Annotated in this window: 10 protein-coding genes and 1 pseudogene; 7 read left to right on the top strand and 4 right to left on the bottom strand. The window is 61.0% G+C overall.

The genetic code is table 11. The annotated features are described in order from the left end of the window. Positions 1-198: 198 nt before the first annotated feature. From GIW69_RS26270 to GIW69_RS26195, 3 genes and pseudogenes are all read left to right on the top strand, one after another. Positions 199-1,290, top strand: a pseudogene (locus tag GIW69_RS26270) (methyl-accepting chemotaxis protein); the annotation flags it as partial. Continuing rightward, on the top strand, positions 1,267-2,196 hold the full coding sequence (locus tag GIW69_RS26265) for a methyl-accepting chemotaxis protein (RefSeq protein WP_496570882.1): 930 nt from the start codon (positions 1,267-1,269) through the stop codon (positions 2,194-2,196). The pseudogene GIW69_RS26270 and the gene GIW69_RS26265, both read left to right, overlap by 24 nt. A gap of 105 nt (positions 2,197-2,301) precedes the next feature. Further along, positions 2,302-2,433, top strand: a complete 132-nt coding sequence (locus GIW69_RS26195) for a hypothetical protein (protein WP_268945539.1) — start codon at positions 2,302-2,304, stop codon at positions 2,431-2,433. On the opposite strand, the gene GIW69_RS01265 is transcribed toward GIW69_RS26195, so the two are convergent. Both GIW69_RS01265 and cra read right to left on the bottom strand, forming a co-directional pair. Continuing rightward, entirely contained in the window at positions 2,434-3,210 is a 777-nt protein-coding gene (locus tag GIW69_RS01265) for a TatD family hydrolase (RefSeq protein ID WP_236480335.1), read from the bottom strand. Between the two features lie 3 nt (positions 3,211-3,213). Next, positions 3,214-4,209, bottom strand: coding sequence for a catabolite repressor/activator (gene cra / locus GIW69_RS01260; RefSeq protein WP_236480334.1), 996 nt, complete (start codon positions 4,207-4,209; stop codon positions 3,214-3,216). A 301-nt stretch (positions 4,210-4,510) separates the two neighbouring features. Here cra and ptsP point away from each other — a divergent pair, with 301 nt between their 5' ends. From ptsP to GIW69_RS01240, 4 genes are all read left to right on the top strand, one after another. Then, complete coding sequence (ptsP, locus tag GIW69_RS01255) at positions 4,511-7,372, top strand: phosphoenolpyruvate--protein phosphotransferase (RefSeq protein WP_236480333.1); 2,862 nt, start codon at positions 4,511-4,513, stop codon at positions 7,370-7,372. After that, a complete protein-coding gene (pfkB, locus tag GIW69_RS01250) occupies positions 7,372-8,313 on the top strand; it encodes a 1-phosphofructokinase (RefSeq protein WP_236480332.1) in 942 nt (313 codons plus the stop codon). The genes ptsP and pfkB overlap by 1 nt, the downstream gene beginning before the upstream one ends. 11 nt (positions 8,314-8,324) lie before the next feature. Next, a complete protein-coding gene (locus tag GIW69_RS01245; protein ID WP_236480331.1) occupies positions 8,325-10,058 on the top strand; it encodes a PTS fructose-like transporter subunit IIB in 1,734 nt (577 codons plus the stop codon). 179 nt (positions 10,059-10,237) lie between these two features. Beyond that, a complete protein-coding gene (locus GIW69_RS01240) occupies positions 10,238-11,779 on the top strand; it encodes an alkaline phosphatase D family protein (RefSeq protein ID WP_236480330.1) in 1,542 nt (513 codons plus the stop codon). A gap of 95 nt (positions 11,780-11,874) precedes the next feature. Here the strand turns inward: GIW69_RS01240 and GIW69_RS01235 are convergent, their stop codons facing one another. Together GIW69_RS01235 and GIW69_RS01230 are read right to left on the bottom strand one after the other, a co-directional pair. Further along, positions 11,875-14,403 (bottom strand): sulfite reductase flavoprotein subunit alpha, encoded by a 2,529-nt coding sequence (locus GIW69_RS01235; protein ID WP_236480329.1) that lies wholly within the window; start codon positions 14,401-14,403, stop codon positions 11,875-11,877. 233 nt (positions 14,404-14,636) lie between these two features. Beyond that, positions 14,637-16,952, bottom strand: coding sequence for a TonB-dependent siderophore receptor (locus GIW69_RS01230; protein ID WP_236480328.1), 2,316 nt, complete (start codon positions 16,950-16,952; stop codon positions 14,637-14,639). Positions 16,953-17,131: the final 179 nt, after the last annotated feature.

Raw genomic sequence — 17,131 nt, 5'->3', positions numbered from 1 at the left:
GACCCGAGCCTGCGGAGCTCCTGCGGACGTTGTTTTATTGTCGTTAACCTTAAGTTACAAATACTCCCTCCGATTTGCGCTATACAGACATGGCGCTCGATAGTGGCTATCTGCTTCGCTGCGCCTCTGCCAATAAAAACAAGAAAAACCAAGGGAGACTTCTCAGTGAAGAGCTTGCTCTATCCCGCCGTCTCGCTGATGAACCGCTTGAGCTTCGGCATGAAGTTCAGCCTGATCAGCGTGCTGTTCCTCGTGCCCATGCTGGTGACGAATTTCTATCTGGTGCGCGACTCCTATCGCGAATTTCAGGGCACCCGCGTCGAGCTGCAAAGTCTCGATCTGCTGGGCAGCAGCCTGACGCTTCGCAAGGATCTGGAAACCCTCAATAACCTGGTTCAAATCAACGTCACCCTGGGCCAGTCCGGCAAGGCCGGCAATGTCGAAGCGCAGATCACCTCGCTTGAACAAGCGGTTCTCGCGCGTTTGCAAGGGTTGACCGCGATGACTGACGATCCTGAGCAGATCAACGTGTTCGACGCCAAGCGCGACGAAATGATCGCTGCGTTCAAGGCGCAACAAGCCGAAAACTCCCTGCAAAGCAAAAGTGCGCTCATCGGTAAACTGCTGGGCAATGCGCAGATATTCGGCCAGATCATCGCCAGCCAGGCCGGCCTGACCCGCGACAGCCAGAGCGACATGCGTCAGCTCAGCGAACTGATCACCAGTGTCACGCCAGCGGTCACGCAAATCCTGGGTGAAGGCCGGGCGATGGGTTCGTACTCGCTGGGACAAGGTTTTCTCAACAGTGCTTCAAGCACGCGTTTTGACGAGTTGCTGGCGCAGATTGAAAAGCTCCAGGCCGAATACGCACTGAAACTGCACGATGCTCTCGGTTCCAGCACCGCAGCGCGTGAATCCCTGAGCCTCCAGGCCGACAGCAGCAAGGCGTCCCTCAAGCAGGCGAGTGAGTTCTTCGAAGAACAAGTGGTGATGGCCGACACCCTTGATACGCCGTGGCAGGGTTTCTACGACAATGTCAGCGGGCTGATGGAGCAGACTTACCAGTTCAATGAATCGACCCTGAAATTTCTGGACACCCAGTTGCAACAGCGTCTGGCGCAGAACCGCACGCATATGATCCTGCAGGCTCTGGCGCTGTCCGTTGTGTTTGTGTTGATTTTCTATCTCTACGGCGGCTTCTACGCATCGACCCGCACCACCCTCAAGCGGCTCGGCGCGATGATGGACAAGGTTGCGGCCGGCGACATGACGGTCACGTTCAAAGCCAACAGCCGGGATGAATTGGGCGAGTTGGGCGAGGTGTTCAATGGCACCGTGAAGAAAATCCACGACCTGATCGAACGCGTCGGCTATACCGTTGGGGAGGTCGAGCGTCAGGCCGGGCAAGTGGAGAGCGTCTCCGCGCAAAGCAACCAGGCCGTAGCCGGGCAGCGCACGCAGATCGAACAGGTGGCGACTGCGATGAACCAGATGTCGGCGACCTCGCAGGAAGTAGCGCGCAGCGCGGCAGCGGCGGTCAGCAGCGCTCATAGCGTCAATCAGGAAACCGTCAGTGGCCGAGGTTTGGTGGAATCGCAGCAGGGCAGCATCGCCGCACTGGCCAGCGAAATCGATCAATCGGTGTTGGTGATCAACCAACTGGCCAGTGACAGCCAGTCGATCAGCCGCGTACTGGAAGTGATCAAAAGCATCGCCGAACAAACCAATTTGCTGGCGCTCAACGCCGCCATCGAAGCCGCACGTGCCGGCGAACAGGGGCGCGGCTTTGCCGTCGTCGCAGACGAAGTGCGCACGCTGGCCAAGCGCACCCAGCAATCAACCGAAGAAATCGAGCAGATGATCGCCAAGCTGCATGGCGGGGTCGGTGCGGCGGTAAAAGCAATGGGCGTCAGTCATCAGATGGCCAACGGCACGGTAGGGCAGTCGGAAAAAGTACAGCAGGCGCTGGAAAACATTCTTGGCGCAGTAGGGATGATCGTCGATCAGAACCAGCAGATCGCCGCCGCCGTCGAGCAGCAGACCGCCGTCGCCCATGACATCGACCAGAACATCGTCGAGATCAACCGCGCCGGCGAGCGAACCGCCCAAGGCGCACACCAGACCGAAGACGCCAGCCGCGCGTTGTCGGCCCAGGTGGTGGAACTCAAACAGCTGATCAGCGCCTTCCGCGTCTGATTTTCAACGCAAATCCCTGGGAGACCTAGCTTGCCAGCTCCCACAGGAATGTGTGTTAACTGCAGACATCGCGTTGTTGGTGGCGTTGGTGATGGAGTGGATCGGTTGCTCAGCGTGACCGAGCAACTGAACGCATCGCTGATTGCGTTATTCGTGTATTTCGCCGTGGTGCGTTACGCCCGCCATCGTCAGCATCTGACGCTGACCCTCGATGCCGCCAAGGCACACGCCGACTGATTACCAGCCAAACACTTCGCATGTGTTGGCGGTGCTGGTTGCGGCCAGGTGCTGCGGGGTGATGTTCATCAGTTGGGCCAACGCTTCGCAGATCGCCGGCAAGTGTGCCGGGCTGTTGCGCTGGCCGGGGAACATTGCGGGGGCCATGTCCGGGCAATCGGTTTCCAGCACGATGGATTCCAGTGGCAGCTCGGGCAGCACACGGTGCATGCGATGGGCTTGGGGCCAGGTCGGCGCGCCACCCAATCCGAGTTTAAAACCGAGCTTGATGTATTCCCGCGCTTCCTCTCGGCTGCCGGCGAAGGCGTGGATGATCCCCGGGCGTTTTAGCTTGAAGCGCTTGAGCGTCGCAGTCACCGCCGCATGGCTGCGGCGCACGTGGATCAGCGGCGGCAAATCGAAATCCGCCGCCATTTGCAACTGCGCTTCGAACAGTGGTTGTTGCCGCTCGCGATCCAGATTTTCAATGTAGTAATCCAGACCAATCTCGCCCACTGCACACAACTGTCGATGCCCGCGCAGGCGTGTCAGCCAGTCACCGAGCAATTGCAAATCCTGCGCACGATGCTGATCGAGAAACACCGGGTGCAACCCGAAAGCCGCGTGCAAATCCGGATCGCTCTGCACCAGTTCCCATACCCGCTGCCAATTCCCCTCATGAACGCCCAGCACCACCATTCGCCGCACCCCGAGGGCGCGGCTTTCGGCGAGGAGCGCCGAGCGATCGGCATCGAAGTCGGGAAAATCCAGATGAGTGTGGCTGTCGATCAGCTCCACGGTTCAGTCCCGGTGAATGCGTTGCTTGAAGGTACGCGCAATGGCCTGCACCCCCGGTTGGTAATCGGATTGCTCGACGGCGGCCAGCGCCAGTTCCAACGCCTTGTCGGCGATCAACTGGTGCTGCTGGGCCATGGCATTGACCGGCAACGGCAGGAAGTCCAGCAACTGGGTGTCACCAAAGGTGCCGAGGCGCAACGGCCGCGATTTCAGCGGGTAGTCGTGCAACGCGTCGAAGACGCCCTGCAACAGCACGTAGGACGTCGTCACCAACGCATCAGGCAAATGCCCGAGACGTTGCAGGAGTTCTTCCATCAATTGCTTGCCGCATTCGCGGCTGAACGATTCGGCGTGCTCGACCAGCACTTCGCCCTCGAAATCGGCCAGCGCTTCTCTGAAACCGGCGGCACGTTCCTGGCTGATGCTCAACTCGGGACGCGCACCCAGCAGGACGATCTGTTTGAGTTGCGGATCGAGCAGACTTTGCGTCAGGTGCAGACTGGCTTCGCGGTCATCGCTGATCACCGAACAAAAGTGTTCGGGCTCCATGACTCGGTCAATGGCGATGATCGGCAGCCCTTTGGCCTGCAATTGTCGATAGCTGTCGTCGCCAGCCGGCAGGCAACTGGCGACGATCAACGCATCGCAACGGCGCGCGCGGAACAGTTGCAGCAGTTGCCGCTCGCTGTCCGGCGCATCGTCGGAGCTGGCGATCAATAGTTGATAGCCGCGTGCCCGGGCGCCTTGTTCCAGCAGCTTGGCGATGCGCGCGTAACTGGGGTTTTCCAGGTCCGGCAGAATAAAGCCCAGTGTGCGAGTGTGCCGGCTGCGCAGTCCGGCGGCCTGGGGATTGGGGGTAAAGCCGTGCAGATCGACCACCGCGCGGACGCGCTCGACGGTCGCGCTGCTGATGCGTTGCTGTTCGGCCTTGCCGTTGATGACGTAGCTGGCGGTGGTCACAGACACTCCGGCCAGCCGCGCGATATCGCTGAGTTTCAACCCGGGATTTCCTTGTTTTTTCGAGCGTGCCCGATAGTTTCGCCAATCCTACCCGATTCGGGCAGGCGACCATTGTCGCAACGCATCCGACAAGTTGGACTTCAAGGATGGGACATTATCGAGTAACGTGCCCAACAATATAGATTAAACGTTTCAGCAAGCGTATTTTCTACGTTTAAGACGCCTTTGGCCGGTTCTGCCGTGAAACCGCCAAAACAGACCCTGAAAAGGGCTGGCAAACGTCTAGGCTGAGACCATTCAAAACAATACCTGGTGCGCCTTGCGCCAAAAAGGAGATCGCATGCTCGAGCTCACTGTTGAGCAGATATCCATGGCCCAGTCGGCTGTGGATAAACCCGCCGCGTTGCAATTAATCGCCGATCATCTGGTTGCCGATGGCTTGGTCGCCGACGGATACCTCGCCGGATTGCAGGCGCGAGAGGCACAGGGCTCGACCTTCCTTGGCCAAGGTATTGCGATTCCTCACGGAACGCCTGAAACCCGCGAGCAAGTCTTCGCCACCGGCGTGCGCCTGATGCAGTTTCCCGAAGGCGTCGACTGGGGCGATGGCCAGATCGTGTACCTGGCCATCGGCATCGCCGCCAAGTCCGACGAACATTTGCGCCTGCTGCAACTGCTGACCCGTGCCCTCGGCGAGACCGATCTGGGGCAGGCATTGCGTCGCGCCAGTTCGCCCGAAGCGCTGCTGAACCTGCTGCAAGGCGCGCCGCAGGAACTGGCGCTCGACGCGCAGATGATCGGTCTCGGTGTGCCTGCCGATGATTTCGAAGAACTGGTGTGGCGCGGTGCACGTCTGCTGCGCCAGGCTGACTGTGTCAGCAATGGTTTCGCCGGGATTTTGCAGCAGGTCGAAGCGCTGCCGCTTGGCGATGGCTTGTGGTGGCTGCACAGCGAACAAACCGTGAAACGCCCGGGCCTGGCCTTCGTTACACCGGACAAGCCAATCCGTTACCTGGGTCAGCCGCTCAGCGGTCTGTTCTGCCTGGCCAGTCTCGGCGAAGCGCATCAAGCGCTGCTCGAACGCCTTTGCGCACTGTTGATCGAAGGTCGCGGCCACGAATTGGGCCGCGCCACCAGCAGCCGAAAAGTCCTCGAAGTGCTCGGCGGCGAACTGCCGGCCGACTGGCCGAGCGCGCGCATTGCCCTGGCCAACGCCCACGGCTTGCATGCGCGTCCGGCGAAGATCCTCGCGCAATTGGCGAAAAGTTTTGACGGCGAAATCCGCGTGCGCATCGTCGACGGGGCCGACAGCGCCGTGTCGGTGAAGAGCCTGAGCAAACTGCTGAGCCTCGGTGCCCGTCGCGGCCAGGTACTCGAACTGATTGCCGAACCGAGCATCGCCGCCGACGCCTTGCCCGCGTTGCTCGCTGCCATCGAAGAAGGCCTGGGCGAAGAAGTCGAACCGCTGCCTGCCATCAGCCAGCAGCCCGAGGTGCTCGCCGACATCGCCGAAGTGCTGGTCGCCCCGAGTTCCGGCAGCCTGTTGCAAGCGGTTGCCGCCGCGCCGGGCATTGCCATTGGTCCTGCGCACATTCAAGTGCAAAACGTCATCGATTACCCATTGCGTGGCGAGTCCGCCGCCATCGAACGTGAGCGTCTCAAACAAGCCCTCGCCGATGTGCGCCGTGACATTCAAGGCTTGATCGAACGCAGCAAAGCCAAAGCGATCCGCGAGATTTTCATTACCCACCAGGAAATGCTCGACGATCCGGAGCTCACCGACGAAGTCGACACTCGCCTCAAGCAGGGCGAGAGCGCTGAAGCGGCGTGGATGGCGGTGATCGAGGCGGCGGCCAAACAACAGGAATCGCTGCAGGACGCCTTGCTCGCTGAACGGGCTGCGGATCTGCGTGACATCGGTCGGCGCGTGCTGGCGCAACTGTGTGGCGTGCAGACACCGAGCGAGCCTGAGCAACCGTACATTCTGGTGATGGACGAAGTCGGTCCGTCCGACGTGGCACGGCTTGATCCGGCGCGGGTGGCGGGGATTCTCACCGCTCGCGGCGGCGCCACTGCCCACAGCGCCATTGTCGCCCGGGCACTAGGGATTCCGGCGCTGGTCGGCGCGGGCGCGGCGGTGTTGTTGCTGGCGCCGGGCACGCCGTTGTTGCTCGACGGCCAGCGCGGTCGTTTGCACGTCGACGCCGATGCGCAAACGCTGCAACGGGCCACGGAAGAACGCGACACCCGTGAGCAGCGTCTCAAAGCTGCCGCCGAACAGCGGCATTTACCGGCCCACACCACCGATGGTCACGCCGTGGAAGTGTTCGCCAACATAGGCGAAAGCGCGGGCGTGATCAGCGCGGTGGAGCAGGGCGCCGAAGGCATCGGTCTGCTGCGCACCGAACTGATTTTCATGGCCCATCCACAGGCGCCGGACGAAGCGACTCAGGAAGCCGAATACCGCAAGGTTCTTGACGGCCTCGCCGGTCGGCCGCTGGTGGTACGCACCCTCGATGTCGGCGGCGACAAACCGCTGCCGTATTGGCCGATCGCCAAGGAAGAAAACCCGTTCCTCGGTGTGCGCGGGATTCGCCTGACCTTGCAGCGCCCGCAGATCATGGAAGCGCAATTGCGCGCCTTGCTGCGGGCTGCCGACAACCGTCCGTTGCGGATCATGTTCCCGATGGTCGGCAGCGTCGAAGAATGGCGTCAGGCGCGTGACATGACCGAGCGTCTGCGTCTGGAAATTCCCGTCGCCGATCTGCAACTGGGGATCATGATCGAAGTGCCGTCCGCCGCATTACTGGCGCCGGTGCTGGCCAAAGAGGTCGACTTCTTCAGTGTCGGCACCAACGACCTGACCCAATACACCCTGGCCATCGACCGTGGTCATCCGACCCTATCGGCTCAGGCCGATGGTTTGCATCCGGCCGTGCTGCAACTGATCGACATCACCGTGCGCGCCGCCCATGCCCATGGCAAATGGGTCGGCGTGTGCGGCGAACTGGCGGCGGATCCGCTGGCGGTGCCGGTACTGGTCGGCCTCGGCGTGGATGAGTTGAGCGTGTCGGGCCGCAGCATTGCCGAGGTCAAGGCACGGGTTCGTGAACTCAGCCTCACCTCGGTGAAAACTCTCGCTCAACAGGCTTTGGCCGTGGGCAGCGCCAACGACGTGCGCGCATTAGTGGAGGCTTTGTAATGGCCAGGATTCTTACCCTGACCCTCAATCCGGCGCTGGATCTCACCGTAGAGTTGGCGCAACTGGCGCCCGGTCAGGTCAACCGCAGCGACGAAATGCACACCCACGCCGCCGGCAAAGGCGTCAACGTCGCGCAAGTGCTCGCCGACCTTGGCCATCAGGTGACCGTCAGCGGCTTTCTCGGCGAGGACAACCTGCAAGCGTTCGAAACCCTGTTCGCCAAGCGTGGTTTCGTCGATGCGTTTATCCGCGTGCCGGGCGAGACTCGCAGCAACATTAAAGTCGCCGAGCACGATGGACGCATTACCGACATCAACGGTCCGGGGCCGGTGGTCAGTGCAGCGGCCCAGCAGGATTTACTGGATCGTCTGGTACAGATCGCACCGGGCCATGACGCCGTGGTCGTCGCCGGAAGCCTGCCGCGCGGCGTCAGTGCGCAGTGGTTGCGTGAGTTGATCGAGCGCTTGAACGGCCTCGGCTTGAAAGTCGCACTCGACACCAGCGGCGAAGCCTTGCGCGTCGCGCTTCAGGCCAGTCCGTGGCTGATCAAACCGAACACCGAAGAACTCGCCGATGCACTGGGTTGCGAAACCGTTTCCCGCGTGGCGCAGGCCGAAGCGGCCAGTCGGCTGCACGCTCAAGGCATCGAGCATGTGGTGATTTCCCACGGTGCCGACGGTGTGAACTGGTTCAGCGTCGGCTCGGCGCTGCACGCCACCCCGCCGAAGGTCACGGTCGCCAGCACCGTCGGTGCCGGGGATTCATTGCTTGCGGGCATGCTCCATGGGTTGCTCAGCGCCGACACGCCCGAGCAAACCCTGCGCACGGCCACGGCGATTGCCGCGCTGGCGGTGACGCAGATCGGTTTCGGCATCAACGACGCCGCGCACTTGGCGCCGCTCGAACAGGGTGTGCGCGTACGCCCCCTGACAGAACAATAAGAGGGTTTGTCATGAAGTTAGCCATTGTTACGGCTTGCCCGAACGGCATGGTCACCAGCGTGCTGTGCGCGCGGTTGCTTGATGCCGCCGCCCAGCGTCAGGGTTGGAGCACCAGTGTTGAAGTCGTCGATGCGGCGCACCCGGAACGTGAGTTATCGGCAGCAACGATAGAAGCGGCGGAGTGGGTGTTGTTGGTCGCCACCGGTGCGGTGGACAAGACCCGGTTTATCGGCAAGCGTGTCTTCCAGATTGCCCCGGCGCAAGCGTTGCAGGACGTCGAGGCGGTGCTGCGCCGTGGCGCTGAAGAGGCCGAAATTTATGTCGCCTCTGAGGCTGAGCCTGTTGCCACTTCCACGAGCGCTCCGCGCCTGGTCGCCGTCACGGCGTGCCCGACCGGCGTTGCCCACACGTTCATGGCCGCCGAGGCTTTGCAGCAAGCCGCCAAACGTCTTGGCTATGAGCTGCAAGTGGAAACCCAGGGCTCGGTCGGTGCGCGCAATCCGCTGAGCGCGGCAGCGATTGCCGAAGCGGACGTGGTGCTGTTGGCAGCCGACATCGAAGTCGCTACCGAGCGTTTCGCCGGCAAGAAAATTTACCGTTGCGGCACCGGCATTGCGTTGAAGCAATCCGAAGCCACGCTGAACAAAGCCCTCGCCGAAGGCCGGCAGGAAAGCGCCGCGAGCGACGGCAAGGCGCCGGCCAAGCAAGAGAAAACCGGCGTCTACAAACACCTGCTGACCGGTGTGTCGTTCATGTTGCCGATGGTGGTAGCGGGCGGTTTGATGATTGCGTTGTCGTTCGTGTTCGGCATCACCGCGTTCAAGGAAGAAGGCACGCTGGCGGCGGCACTGATGCAGATCGGTGGTGAAACCGCGTTCAAGTTGATGGTGCCGCTGTTGGCCGGTTACATCGCCTATTCGATTGCCGACCGTCCGGGCCTTGCGCCGGGGATGATTGGCGGCATGCTGGCGAGTGCATTGAGCGCCGGTTTCATTGGCGGGATCATCGCCGGGTTCATTGCCGGATACGCCGCCAAAGCCATCAGTCGCTATGTGAAGCTGCCGCAAAGCCTTGAAGCGCTGAAGCCGATCCTGATCATCCCGTTGGTCGCCAGCCTGATCACCGGCCTGGTGATGATTTACGTGGTCGGCAAGCCGGTGGCGGACATGCTCGCGGCGCTCACGCATTTCCTCGATAGCATGGGCACCACTAACGCGATACTGCTCGGCGTGTTGCTCGGCGGCATGATGTGCGTCGACCTCGGCGGACCGATCAACAAAGCCGCGTATGCGTTCTCGGTCGGGCTGCTCGCGTCACAAAGTTATGCACCGATGGCTGCGACCATGGCGGCCGGTATGGTGCCGCCGATTGGCTTGGGCATCGCCACATTTATCGCTCGACGCAAGTTCGCCCAGACCGAGCGCGAGGCCGGTAAAGCGGCGTTTGTGCTGGGGTTGTGCTTCATCTCCGAAGGGGCGATTCCGTTTGCGGCGAAAGATCCGTTGCGGGTGATTCCGGCGAGCATTGCCGGTGGCGCGCTGACCGGTGCATTGTCGATGTATTTCGGCTGCAAACTGATGGCGCCGCACGGTGGTTTGTTTGTGCTGGCGATTCCGAATGCGATCAACCATGCGTTGTTGTATCTGCTGGCGATTGTCGCGGGGAGTCTGGTGACGGCGGTGGTTTACGCGACGATTAAACGCCCCGAAGCGGTGGAGTTGGCGCTGGAACCCGCCAAAGCCTGACACCGAAACCCTGTGGGAGCGGGCTTGCTCGCGAAAGCGGTGTATCAGCGAAGGTTAATTCGACTGACACGACGCCTTCGCGAGCAAGCCCGCTCCCACATTTGGTTGGTGGTGTGGCGGATGTCATTCCCGGTTCATATGGGCATGTTTTAGTTTTCCTTTTTTCAGGGAAAACACCCATGAGCGAATTCAATCTCGGCCGTCGCCGTGTCATGCAAGCCGTGGGCGCCGGGCTGTTGCTGCCGGGGCTGGCGCCGGCAGTGATTGCCTCGGTCAAGGATCGCCCGCAACTTACTGACGGCGTGCAATCGGGCGACTTGCTCGGCGACCGCGCGATGATCTGGAGCCGCAGCGACCGTCCCGCGCGGATGGTGGTGGAGTGGGACACCCGCAGCCTGTTCAGCAATCCCCGCCGTTTTGTGTCGCCACTGGCTGATGCCCGCACCGACTTCACCGCCCGTGTCGAGATCACTGGCCTGCCCGCCGATCAGGCGATTTTCTATCGCCTGCATTTCGAAGACGCCCAGACCGGTGTTGCCAGTGAACCGTGGTTCGGCCATCTGCGCAGCGTGCCGTCGGCACGGCGCGACATTCGTTTTGTGTGGAGCGGCGACACCGTCGGCCAGGGCTTCGGCATCAACCCGGACATCGGTGGCATGCGCATCTACGAAGCCATGCGTTTGCGCTTGCCGGACTTCTTCATCCACAGCGGCGACACCATCTACGCCGACGGCCCGGTGCCGGCGCAACTCACCACCGAAAACGGCCGGGTGTGGCGCAACGTCACCAGCGAAGCCAAAAGCAAAGTCGCCGAAACCCTCGATGAATATCGCGGTAACTATCGCTACAACCTGATGGACGAAAACATCCGTCGCTTCAACGCCGAAGTGCCGCAGATCTGGCAATGGGACGACCACGAAGTGGTCAACAACTGGTCACCGGGCAAACAGCTCGACGAGCGCTACCGAGAGAAAAATATTAACAGACTGGTCGGTCGCGCACGCCAGGCCTGGCTCGAGTACGCACCAATGCGTTTGCAGGCTGCGGACGCTGGCGGGCGGATTTATCGCAAGCTGAGTTATGGGCCGATGCTCGATGTGTTCGTGCTCGACATGCGCAGTTATCGCGAGGCCAACGACGACAACCTCGGCGCGGCGAAACCCTTTCTTGGACGCGAGCAACTGGACTGGCTCAAGCAAGGTTTGAAGGCTTCGACCGCGCAATGGAAAATCATCGCCGCCGACATGCCCATCGGCCTCGGCGTACCCGACGGCGAAGTCAGTCCCGGTGTGGCGCGTTGGGAAGCGGTGGCCAACGGCGACCCTGGCCCGGCGCAGGGACGGGAGCTGGAAGTGGCAGAACTGCTGGGTTTTCTGCGGGCGCAACAGGTGCGCAATTTCGTTTTCCTGACAGCGGATGTGCACTACTGCGCCGCGCATCACTACCACCCGGATCGCGCGGCGTTTCAGGATTTCGAGCCGTTCTGGGAGTTTGTTGCCGGGCCGCTGAATGCCGGGAGTTTCGGGCCGAATCCGTTGGATAAAACGTTTGGACCGCAGGTGGTGTTCGAGAAGGCGCCGCCCGCGCAGAACACCTCGCCGTTTGCCGGGTTTCAGTTTTTTGGCGAGGTGAATATTGAAGGGCAGAGTGGGGAGATGAGTGTGGTGTTGCGGGATCTGGATGGGGTGGCGGTGTTTGAGCAGAAGCTGCAACCGGTGTGAAACATGGTTGAAAATCCAAAGCCCCTCACCCCCGCCCTCTTCCTTTGGGAGAGGGTTAGGGTGAGGGCAATCCCCCGCAACGCAACAAAATGTAATCAATACACGTCGCGACGATAGCGGCCTTGCTCGATCAAGCGTTCAACCTCATCAGCCCCCAGCACGTCGTTAAGCACCTGATCGACCCCTGAAGCCATGCCCTGCAAACTCCCGCAGATGTAGATCACCGCGCCGTCAGCCAGCCATTTCTTCAGTTCAGCAGCCGATTCACGAAGGCGATCCTGCACGTAGATTTTCTCCGACTGATCGCGAGAAAACGCCAGATCGAGTCGCTCCAGATCGCCATTGATCAACCACTCTTCCAGCTCTGCACGGCAGAGAAAATCCTGTTCACGATTACGCTCGCCAAACAGCAACCAATGCCGCTGCTGCCCCAAGGCAATCCGCGCCTTGAGCAGGCTGCGCAACCCCGCCAGGCCGGTGCCGTTACCCACTAAAATCATCGGCACCGGCTCGTTTGGCAGATGGAAACCGCTGTTGCGCCGAACCCGCAGGCTGATGCTGCCGCCGACGGGCGCGTGTTCGGTGAGCCAGCCGGAGCCGACGCCAAGGCTGCCATCGGTGTGTTGTTCCTGACGCACGATCAGTTCCAGCACGCCATCGGCAGCGATGGAGGCGATCGAGTATTCGCGCATGGCCAGCGGCACCATCGCATCGACCAGTGCCTGGGCATGCAGGCCGACCAGATGAGCCCGGTGTTCTGGCAATTGACGGGAGGCGAGGGCGACGTCCAGCGGTTCTTCGAGGCCGTTGATGTTCACCAGGGTTTCGCCACGAATGCCCAGGCCGTCGAGGAAGTGTTCGATGACCCACGGGCAATTGCGCGGCAGTACTTCCACCAGGTCGCCGGCCAGCCAACTGCTGGTGTTCGGTGCGCTCAAACCGAGCAGGTAAACCGGTGAGCCGCTGCTGTCGGGGTTCATCAGTTCGCGGCGCACCAGCGTCCAGCTGTCGTAGCTGGGTGCCTGCCAAGTGTCGGCCGGCGCTTGCCCGGTAAGCAGGCCCAATTGGGTTTGCCAGTGACGCAGGGCGTAGGGGTCGCCGCTGTCGACTTCGACGGGGGCGAACAGGGTTTTGCCGCCGTGTTCGCTCAGCCATTGATGCAGACGGCGAGCGAAGCCGCAGAAGTGTTGATACTGACGGTCGCCGAGACCCAGCACCGCGTAATTCAAACTGTCGAGTGCCGAAGCCTTGGCCAGCACGTTGCGTTCAAATCCACGCGCGCTGTCGGGTGCTTCGCCGTCGCCGAAAGTGCTGACGACAAACAGCGCGGTGCTCGATTCACGCAGATGCTGTTCGCTGACATTCGCCAGCGGCTGTACCTTGACCGGCAACCCGGCGGCCTGCAATTGGCCGGCGGTCTGCCAGGCCAGTTGCTCCGCGAACCCGCTCTGACTGGCAAACCCGATCAGCCATGCCGGGGTGTCGCCGGCCGGTTGATCGAAGCCTTTGCGGGCGTCTTTGATCTGTTTTTTCTTGCGTCGGCGGTCGAGGTAAAGCAACCAGCCCGTGATGAAGAACAACGGCATGCAAACAGCTGCAACGGTGATGATGATCCGCCCGACGAGGCCGAAATAGCTGCCGACGTGCAGCGCATAAATGCTGGTCAGCAGTTGCGCCTTGAAGCTCTTGTCGGCGTAGCGGTCGACACGTTTGACGATGCCGGTGGCCGGGTCGAGGGTGATCTGGTTCAGCGCGCGATCATGGGGCGAGCTGTCGAGCAGATAGAACACGGTCGCCGGTTGGCCGGCCACGGCTGGCATGCGGATGTTGTAGGCGGACAGGCCCGGGCCGGCGGCGCTGTAGATGCTGCTCCACATCGCCGCGTAATCGGCGGTAGGCGCCGGGCCTTCGGGTGCCGGGCCGCGACCGCCGCGCACGCGTTCGTTTTGCGGCGAATCGGAAAGCAGTCTGGTCAGGCCTTTGTTGTACCACTCGTAAGACCAGGACAACCCGGTCAACGCCAGCAGCAGATACACCAGCAAACACCAGGTGCCGGCCACCGAATGCAGATCCCAATTGAAGGCGCGGCCCTTTTTCTTCCAGTCCAGGGTCAGCCACACGCGCCAGCTGTTCCACTGGCGCGGCCAGCGCAGATACAGCCCGGAGAGGCAGAAAAACAACAGAATCAACGTGCATGCGCCGGTGATGTTGCGACCGGTGTCACCCATCGCAAGGAAACGGTGCAATCGCAGCATCAGGCCGAAGAAATCCTGGCCGGTGGCATCGCCCATGAATTCGGCGTTATACGGATTGAAGTAGCGCATTTCACCACGGCGTTCGCCTTTTGGAGGGGTGAAGAACACGCGCGCGGCATGGCCGCTGTCGGTTTCGACCCAGAGCATGGAGACTTTCTTGCCGGACGAGGCTTCGATGCGTTCCACCAGTTCAACCGGAGGCAGGACGCCGGCGACCTGCTTTTCAACCGTCAGCACCGAAGGATTCATCGCCCGCAGGATTTCGTCCTGGAACGAATAAGTGGCGCCGGTAATGCCCATCAGGGCCAGCACCAGTCCGGCGGTGATGCCGAAAAACCAGTGCAACTGGAACAGGGTTTTCTTGAACACGTCGCTAGCCTTGTCCGTTCGGGTTGATCATCACGGCGAGCATTATGCCGTGGGTTATCGAGAAACGTTCTTTATTACGCACAAAAGCCCCGTTCAGTGAATGAACGGGGCCAGACTTTCAATTGACGTCGTGTGGGAGCGGGCTTGCTCGCGAATGCGTTCTGTCAGAAACATCTAGGTTGATTGACATTGCGCCTTCGCGAGCAAGCCCGCTCCCACATTTAGTGCATCGATTAGAAGTGGAAATTGGTGCTCAGCAGTGCCGTACGGCCCGCCGCCTGGTTGGCGAAGTGGGTCGAGAAGGCTTTGTCGTAATAGTTTTCGTCAGTCAGGTTCTGCACGTTAAGTTGCAGGTCGACGTTCTTGGTCAGCTTGTAAGCCGCCATCGCGTCGTAGCGGACGTACGAGTCGACCATGGTGGTGTTCGCCACGCTGCCGAACACGTCATCGACGTAGAACGCACCGCCACCGATGGTCAGCTTCGGCGTGACTTGATAAGTGGTCCACAGGCTGGCGCTGTTCTTCGGTGTGTTTGGCAGTTCGTTGCCATCGTTGGCTCTGCCCAGCGGGCCGCCGTCGACTTGTTCGCTGTCCATGTAGGCGTAACCGGCGAACACCTGCCATTTGTCAGTGAGCTTGCCGCTGGCCGACAGTTCGAGACCTTGTACGCGGGTCTTGCCGGCGTTTTCATACGATGAGGTGTCGACCTGCACGCGAGCGTTTTCTTTCTCGGTGCGGAAGATGTCGGCGGTCAGGGACAGGCGATCATTCAACAGATCCCACTTGGTGCCGATCTCGTAGTTCTTGGTGGTTTCCGGCTCCATGTCGCTGCTCAGCAGATTGCCGCTGCGATCCGGAGTTCCGCCCAGCGGATTGCCTTCCTGGCCTTCACCCAAGGTGTTGCCCGGCGGTGTGGCCGAGGTGGCATAAGACGCATAGATGCTGCCGTTCTCGGCCGGTTTGTAGACCACGCCGAACTGGCCGGTGACGAACTCGCTGGTGTCATCGCCCTTCGACGTGGTGGCGCCGGCGGCGGTGTAGGTTTTGTACTGGGTGTCGAAGTGGTCGTAACGCAGGCCCATGTTCACCAGCCATTGCTCGGACAACTCCAGGGTGTCGAACACATACAGCGCGTACGTGTCGGCCTGGGTGTCGGTGCCGGCGTAGTTACGCGAGATCGCACCGTTCCACGGATCGTTCGGGTTCGGGTTCGACAGCGAGGTGCAGTTGTAGCCGCTCGCCGCGCCGATCAGGCCCGGGTTGCAGTTGGTGGTTACAGCGGAAGTGCGCGGCGTGGTGTCGGTGTTGACGTTGTACGAGGACTTCTGGCTTTGCTCACGGGTGTACTCGACACCTGTGGAGAAGTTGTTCTTGAAACCGGCCACATAGAAATTGCCGAACAGGTCGGTCTGGTTAGTGGTGGTTTCGGTGTTGCTGACGCGCGTGTTCGCACGACGCCAGACGCTGCCGTTGTTGACGTTGCCCTTGCTGTCATCCGGCTGGGTCAGGATGTAATCCTGCATGCTGGTGCCGTGGCGCAGGGTGTTCTTGATCGTCAGGGCGTCGCTCAGGTCGTGCTCGATGGCGAAGGTCGCGGTGTCGGTGCGGCCCTTGCGGAAATCGCGATCCAGACCATAGAAATTGTTGTGATCGCCGCCGGCGTCAGGTTTGTCCGGATTGGACTTGGTGCGCGCAGCCGAACCAGCCGTCGGGATCGAGTAGGGGATGCCCGAGTCGGGTGTGTCGTTGCTTTCGAGATGGTAGTAATCAAGATTAACGCGGGTGTCGGTGCCCAGGCCAAACGCCAGGGACGGCGCGATGCCCCAACGGTCGTAATCGACCTTGTCGCGGCCGGCGACGTTGCTTTCGTGGCTCATCAGGTTCAGACGGCCAGCAGCGGTGTCGCTGAACTGGTAGTTGCCATCCAGGGTGTAGCGCTGGGTCTGGTCGGAGCCGTAAGTGAAGCCGCCGTCGAACGAATTGCCCAAGTGCGCTTTCTTGCTCACCAGGTTGATGCTGCCACCCGCCGCGCCACGACCGCCGATGGCGGAGTTCGGGCCCTTGCTGACTTCGATGTTTTCGACTGCGAAGATTTCGCGGCTTTGCGAGCCGGTGTCGCGCACGCCGTCGAGGTAGATGTCGCCCTGGGCGTCGAAACCACGGATGAACGGACGGTCGCCCTGTGGGTTGCCGCCTTCACCGGCACCAAAGGTGATGCCCGGGACAGTACGCAACGCGTCCTGCATGTTCAGGGCGCCGGTGTCTTTGAGCACCTGTTGCGGAATAACGGTGACCGAGCGCGGCGTGTCGACCAGTGGCGCGGTGTACTTGGGGGAGGAGGCTTTTTCAACTTGATACGAAGTCGCGTCCTGGGCTTCGCCAGTGATGGCGGTGGCATCCAGAGAAATCGTATTACCGGAGGTTTTGCTGTCGGTTTTTTCTGCGGCAAAAACCATGTGACCAGCGGAGCCGGCACTGATCGCGACGCCGATGGCAGACGCGAGCAAACGAGGTGTACTGACCGGCAATTGTGCTGATTGGCGTGACATTTTTATTCCCCTCCCCAAGGATTTGAGGCGGCGAAATATAGGCTAAACAGGTATGTGTATCAATTGCGAAATATTGCTATTTGTACTGAATTTACATTCTTTACAATTTGACCTTACGGTTTTTACTGATTCATCCGTCCCATGGGTTTTACACGATCAATAAGAATCAATACCATTGG

The sequence above is a fragment of the Pseudomonas syringae genome (genome assembly GCF_021605415.1).
Classification (GTDB): Bacteria; Pseudomonadota; Gammaproteobacteria; order Pseudomonadales; family Pseudomonadaceae; genus Aquipseudomonas; species Aquipseudomonas syringae_S.
This window is presented reverse-complemented; position numbering and strand designations above follow the sequence as displayed.